General features: G+C 70.6%; 2 protein-coding genes and 1 other RNA gene. 1 reads left to right on the forward strand and 2 read right to left on the reverse strand.

All coding sequences use genetic code 11. The annotated features are described in order from the left end of the window. The coding region (locus AC6EI8_RS23300) for an adenosylcobalamin-dependent ribonucleoside-diphosphate reductase (RefSeq protein ID WP_498382996.1) at positions 1-2,335 on the reverse strand (2,335 nt) is incomplete at its 3' end. Positions 2,336-2,550: 215 nt separating this feature from the next. On the opposite strand from AC6EI8_RS23300, the gene ffs reads away from it, so the two are divergent. Then, an RNA gene (ffs, locus tag AC6EI8_RS23305) (signal recognition particle sRNA small type) lies at positions 2,551-2,649 on the forward strand. Between the two features lie 191 nt (positions 2,650-2,840). Here ffs and AC6EI8_RS23310 read toward each other — a convergent pair. After that, positions 2,841-6,038 (reverse strand): UvrD-helicase domain-containing protein (locus tag AC6EI8_RS23310; protein ID WP_498382997.1); only part of this gene is annotated, 3,198 nt, incomplete at its 5' end.

Consider the following 6,038-nt stretch of genomic DNA (forward strand, 5'->3'; position numbering starts at 1 on the left):
GCTGCGCCAGCCGCTCGGCCAGAGCGGCGACGGGCACCTGTTGCCCCTCCGCATCGAGAAAGCCGCGCTTGATCAGGATGCGCTGCAGCGCGTAGCCGAGCGCCGCCACCTCGGAATCGTGGAAGCGCGGCACCTCGGTGCCGTCCTGCCGCGTCAGCGTGCCATAGCGCACCGTGCCCTTGTCCCACACCACGTTGCGCATGTCGGCCAGCGCCTTGGCGATCGAGCCGCCCGAGCGCGCCACCATCGACAGCAGCCGCATCGTCGAGGTAATCCATTGCTGGCCTTCGCTGCGCTGGCCGGCCGGCATGAAGAACTCGACCGGCCGCTCGATCGTCACGGGCCTGCCGTCGACCACGCCGTCGACGCGCATGAAGTTGACGGTCAGGTAGACGGTCTTGTGGCCCTCGTAGGTCAGGTACTCGACCTTGGACGTCACGCCCTCCAGATCGCCCACCGGCCGGCTCTCGAAGGGCTTGCGCAGCGGATCGTCGCCATTGGCGCCTGTTGCGGCCGCTGCGCCGGCCGTGCCCGCCGTGCCCTGCCCCGCCGCCTCCGCGACCGACAGCACCGCGCCCAGCACGCGATTGGGCCGATAGGTGGCCAGGCCCTTCAGCCCGGCCTTCCACGCCTCCAGATACAGGTTGCGGAAGGCTTCGTACGGATAGTCCTCCGGCACGTTGACGGTCTTGCTGATGCTGGTGTCGATATAGGGCTGCACCGCCTCCAGCATCTTCATATGATCGAGCGCGGACATCTGCAGCGCGGTGACGAAGCTGTCCGGCAGCTGCTCGACATCGCCGCCCAGATGACGGTACAGGCGCCAGGCATGGTCGGCGACCTCGTAGACCTTGTAGCTGTCGTCGCCCATCCGCTTGCGCCGCTGGTAGGTCCACGAGAACGCCGGCTCGATGCCGTTGGAGGCGTTGTCGGCAAAGGCCAGCGTGATGGTGCCGGTCGGCGCGATCGACAGCAGATGCGAATTGCGGATGCCATGCGCGCGGATCGCGGCCCGCACCGGCTCGGGCAGCCGGCTGGCGAAGCCGCTCCGCAGATAGGCGTCGGCATCGAACAGCGGGAAGGCGCCCTTCTCGCGCGCCAGTTCGGTCGAGGCCAGATAGGCGGCATCGCGCAGCGTCTGCGCGATGCGCGCTGCCAGCGCGCGGCCCGCCTCGCTGTCGTAGCGCACGCCCAGCATCACCAGCGCGCTGCCCAGGCCCAGAAAACCGAGGCCGATGCGGCGCTTGGCCATCGCCTCGGCGCGCTGTTCCGGCAGGGGCCAATAGGTGACGTCGAGCACGTTGTCCAGCATCCGCACCGCCACCGCGACCAGCGCGCGGAAGCCGTCGAAGTCGAAGGACGCGGCCTCGCTGAACGGACCGCGCACGAAACGGGTCAGGTCGATCGAACCCAGGTCGCAGCAGCCGTAGGCCGGCAGCGGCTGCTCGGCGCACGGATTGGTGGCCTCGATGCGTTCGCAGTAATGGAGGTTGTTGTCGTCGTTGATGTGCGACAGGAACAGGATGCCCGGCTCGGCGTGATCGTAGGTCGCCTGCATGACCTGATCCCACAGCTGCCGCGCCGGCACGCGCCGGTACACCCACATGCCGTCATCGCGGCGCCAGGCGCCGGCGGCGATCGTCTCGGGCGCCGGCTCGGCGACGTGGACCAGGTCGATCTCGCCATCGTCCTCGACCGCCTGCATGAAGGCATCGTCGACGCCGATCGACAGATTGAAGTTGGTCAGCTCGCCGCGGTCCTTGGCGTGGATGAAAGCCTCGATATCGGGATGATCGGCGCGCAGCACGCCCATCTGCGCGCCGCGCCGCGCGCCGGCCGATTCGACGGTGGCGCACGAGGCATCGAACACCTTCATGAACGAGACCGGGCCCGAGGCGCGCGAATGGGTGCCGCGCACCAGCGCGCCCGAGGGACGGATCGCCGAGAAGTCGTAGCCGACTCCGCCGCCGCGGCGCATGGTCTCGGCGGCCTGCGCCACCGCGGCGTAGATGCCGGGCTTGCCGTCCACGGTCTCGGACACCGCGTCGCCGACCGGCTGCACGAAGCAGTTGATCAGCGTGGCCTCGATGCGCGTGCCCGCCGCGGAATGGATGCGCCCGGCCGGCACGAAGCCGCCTTCGAGCGCGGCAAGAAAACGCTGGGCCCAGCGTTCGCGCTGCGCCTCGGGCTCGGCCTCGGCCAGCGCGCGCGCCACGCGGGCGCGCACATCGGCCGCGCTGCGTTCCTCGCCCTTGGCGTACTTCTCGCGCAGCACCTCGACCGAGATTTCCTGCGGCGGCAGCACGGCCTGCATCATCTGTTCGTTGGCATTCATCGGTCAGCTCACCTCTCGCCCTTGTCGGCGCCGTTGGATTCGCACCGTCATTCGCGCCGTCATTCGCGCCGTCATTTGCCGTTCGCCCCTGCCGCATCCGGCATGCGGATATCGGGTCTCGATGCCACCCCGCCATGCCGTTCCGCGATGCCATCTGGCAATGCCGACGACGGCTTTTCGCGCGACGCACGCACTCTGGGTTACAATGCCGGTCGGACGGGCCTCCTCGCATGGCGGCGCGGTCAACCTGGTCAGGTCGGGAACGAAGCAGCCACAGCCGTTTTCCGCCAGTGCCGAGGGTCAGGCTCGTCCCCCTTCCTTCCTGTCTTTCCTTCCCCTTCGTTTTCCCTGCTGGCCACGGCGGCATGCCGCGACGCCACGATTCCCACCGCGTTCCCACGCTTCGTTGCGACGACTTGCCGAGTGACCGCGCTCGCCCGTAGTCTATCCCCTCGCCCGTAGCTCACGCGCCATCTTATCGCCGTTTGCCGCTGCCCTGCTGCCGTCAGAACAGCGACGCCTGCCGCGGCGGCGGTGGCGCCGACAGTTGCCCCAACGCGATCCATTCGCCGTCCGCGGTGGCGATGCCCGACTCGATGCGCCGGCCCGGGAACATCGGCCGCAGCGCGGCCTCGTAGCGACGCAACTGCGCCGCGTAGCCGGCGTGCTCCTGCGGCAGCAGGCGCAGCTTGTAGTCGACCACCACCACGCGATCGGCGTATTCGACCAGCCGGTCGATCCGCAGCAGGCGCCCCTGCGCGCCATACAGTTCGACCTCGTTGCGCGCGCCCAGCGCGCCCTCGGCCAGCAACAGCGGACGCAGCGCGGGCGCGTTCAGCATGGTGCGTACCGCCTGCACGGCGGCCTCGGCCTGCTCGCGCCACTCGGTGCGCGCCTGCTGGCTGCCGGCTCCGGCCAGCGGAAACCAGCGCATCACCGCCTCGGCATCGGGCACGCCGTCGTAGGCGCCGGGGTAGCGCGTGATCCGTTCGAGCAGCGCATGCACCAGTTCGCCATGGCGAGCGGCGGCGGCATCGAAGACGATCTCGTCGTCGCGCTCTTCGTCCTCTTCCTCACCCTCGGCACCGACGGCTTCGCGCGGCGCCATGGGTTGCGCATCGCGATAGCGCGCGCGGAAGTCGGTGAAGCGGATCGGCCCTTCCACGCCGCCCGACGCGACACCACGCACGCCGACGTAATCGTCCGGCAGCGGCGGCACCGGCTCGCCGACATCCGCGACCTGCAGGCGCACATACCAGCTGCCGGCGATCTCGCTGCCCGGTTCGCCGTCGCCCGCGCCCTTGCCGTTGCGCTGGATGCCGCTGACGATCAGCCCCTGGCGGGCGCGCGTCATCGCGACATAGAGCAGGTTCCAGTTCTCGCGTTCGGCCAGCGCGGCCTGCTCGTCGAAGCGCGCCGCGCGCGCCAGCCCACGCTCGGAGCGCTTGCCGTACGCGGAGAAATGCACCGGCGCGGTGGCCGACGGCGGCCAGTCGATCAGGATGCCGGCGCGATCGGCGGCCGGCTCGCTGTGATTGGCGTCGAGCAGCACCACGAACGGCGCCTCCAGCCCCTTGGCCGCGTGCACGGTCAGGATGCGCACCGCGTCGAGCGTGCCATTGCTGTCGTCGGCGCCCTCGGGCTCGTCGGCCTCGGCTTCCGCCGCATCGCCCATGCCGCCTTCGTCGGGGCTCTCGTCCTCGTCGCCGCGGCGGATCGCCTGCAGCTCGTCGATGAACTTCGGCAGGCTCGGATAGCGGCCGCCGTCGAGATCCAGCGACAGCTTCAGGAACGCGTCGAGATTGGCCAGCACCTGCTCGCGGATTTCCGCGGGAGCGGCCTGCGCATAGCGGCGGCGCACCTCGCCGGTGTGATAGATGTGGTCGATCAGGTCGTGCACCGGCCGATGCGGCGCGATCTCGAGCCAGCCGCGCAGGCGCGCCAGTCCTTCGCGCAAGGCCGCAGACGCGTGCTGCGGAACCTCGCCGGCCGACAGCGTCGGCCACCAGCGGCGGTTGCCTGCCAGCCGCGCGATCGCGATCAGGTCTTCGTCGCAGGCGCCCACCAGCGGGCTCTTCAGCACGTGCGCGAGATCGAGGTCGGACTCGGGCGTCATCAGGAAGGCCAGCAGCGCCGACAGGTCCAGCGCCTCGAGCGTGGCCAGCAGGCCGCCTCGGCGCGGGCTCAGGCAGGGAATGCCGGCCTCGCGGAAGGCGCGCTCGTAGTCGGCCAGATAGCTCTTGCGCCGGACCAGCAGCGTGATGTCGCGCCAGCAGGCCGGACGCTGGCCGTCGCCCTCTTGGACCGGCACGGTCGCGCGCAGATGGCGCAGCCACGCGGCGACGCGGCGGCCCTCCTCGAAGCGCGGCGAATCGCCCAGCGGCGTGCGCGGCTGTGTCAGCGTGTCCCGGGAATCGGGGGCGATGTTGGCGTCGCCGTTGCCGTTGCCGTTGCCGTTGCCGTTGCCGTCCTCGCCATTGCCGCCATTGCCGCCATTGCCGTCGCTGCCGCCGTTGCCGCCGTTGCCGTTCGCCGGAACCAGCGGCAGCAGCCACACCGGCCCGCCCTGCTGGTCCAGCGCGGTGGTCTGCGTTTCGTACAGCGGATAGCGTCCTTCCGCGCGCGCCTGGTCGAACACCGCATTGACCCAGCGCAGCACGCTGCCGCTGTTGCGGCGGGTGCGGTTGGTGCGCAGCACCGTCGCGCCGAACTCGCGCTGCAGCATCTGCCGCGCGACGTCGAACAGCCGCGCGTCGGCACGCCGGAAGCGATAGATCGATTGCTTCGGATCGCCCACCAGGAACACCGTCGGCCGTTCCGCCAGATCCTGATAGCCGGCCAGCCAGCCCTGCAGGATGCGCCATTGCAGCGGGTTGGTGTCCTGGAATTCGTCGAGCAGCAGATGGCGATAGCGCGCGTCGAGCCGCACCTGCAGATAGGTCGCGGTCTGCTCGTCGCGCATCAGCCGCGCCGCCAGCCATTCAAGGTCGGCGAAGTCCATCGCGCGCTGCTGGCCCTTGTGCTCCTGATAGCGCGCCAGCAGCGTGTCGCCCAGCAGATAGAGATCGCGATTGAGCGCCAGCACCGCCGCCTCGCAACGGCGCGCGGCGACCTGCCGCAAGGCGTCGCACAGTGCCGCGTGCCTGGCCAGCAGCGCGTCGGCCTCGGCCTCTCCTCCTGCGGCCTTGACCAGCGCCGCGGTGCGCCGCAGCGCGCGAGGCTCGCCCTTGCCGGTGAAGAAGGCCTCCCAGCAGCAGCCGAACGCGTCCTGCGCCGGCTGCCCGCTGAGCGCGCCGGCCTCCGCCCAGGTCCGCATTGCCGCCAGCGCGGCGCCGATGCGATCGGCATGGCCCTGCTCGGTCTTGCCCGCCTGGGACAGCGAAGCCGCCAGCGCCTCGCAGTCGGCGCGCAGCGCCGCGTCGGCCATCGCCTGTGCCAGCACGTCGATGCGCGCGTCGTCGCCCAGATCGTCCGCCAGCCGCTCGGCGGGATCTTCATCGGGCGCGGCCTCGCGCATCGCCCACCATTCGCTGCGCGCGTGGAACATCGCGTCGAGCAGCGCGCGCGCCGAGAATTCGCCGATCGCATCGACCAGGCGCTCGTAGGCTTCCCGGTACGGCGCCGCCTCGGGCGCGGACAGCCCGCGCCAGAACGGCGCCCACGCCTCGCGCTTCATGCGCAGCGCATCCTCGCGCAGCGCCGC

It is taken from the genome of Cupriavidus sp. R6-3, assembly GCF_059772245.1.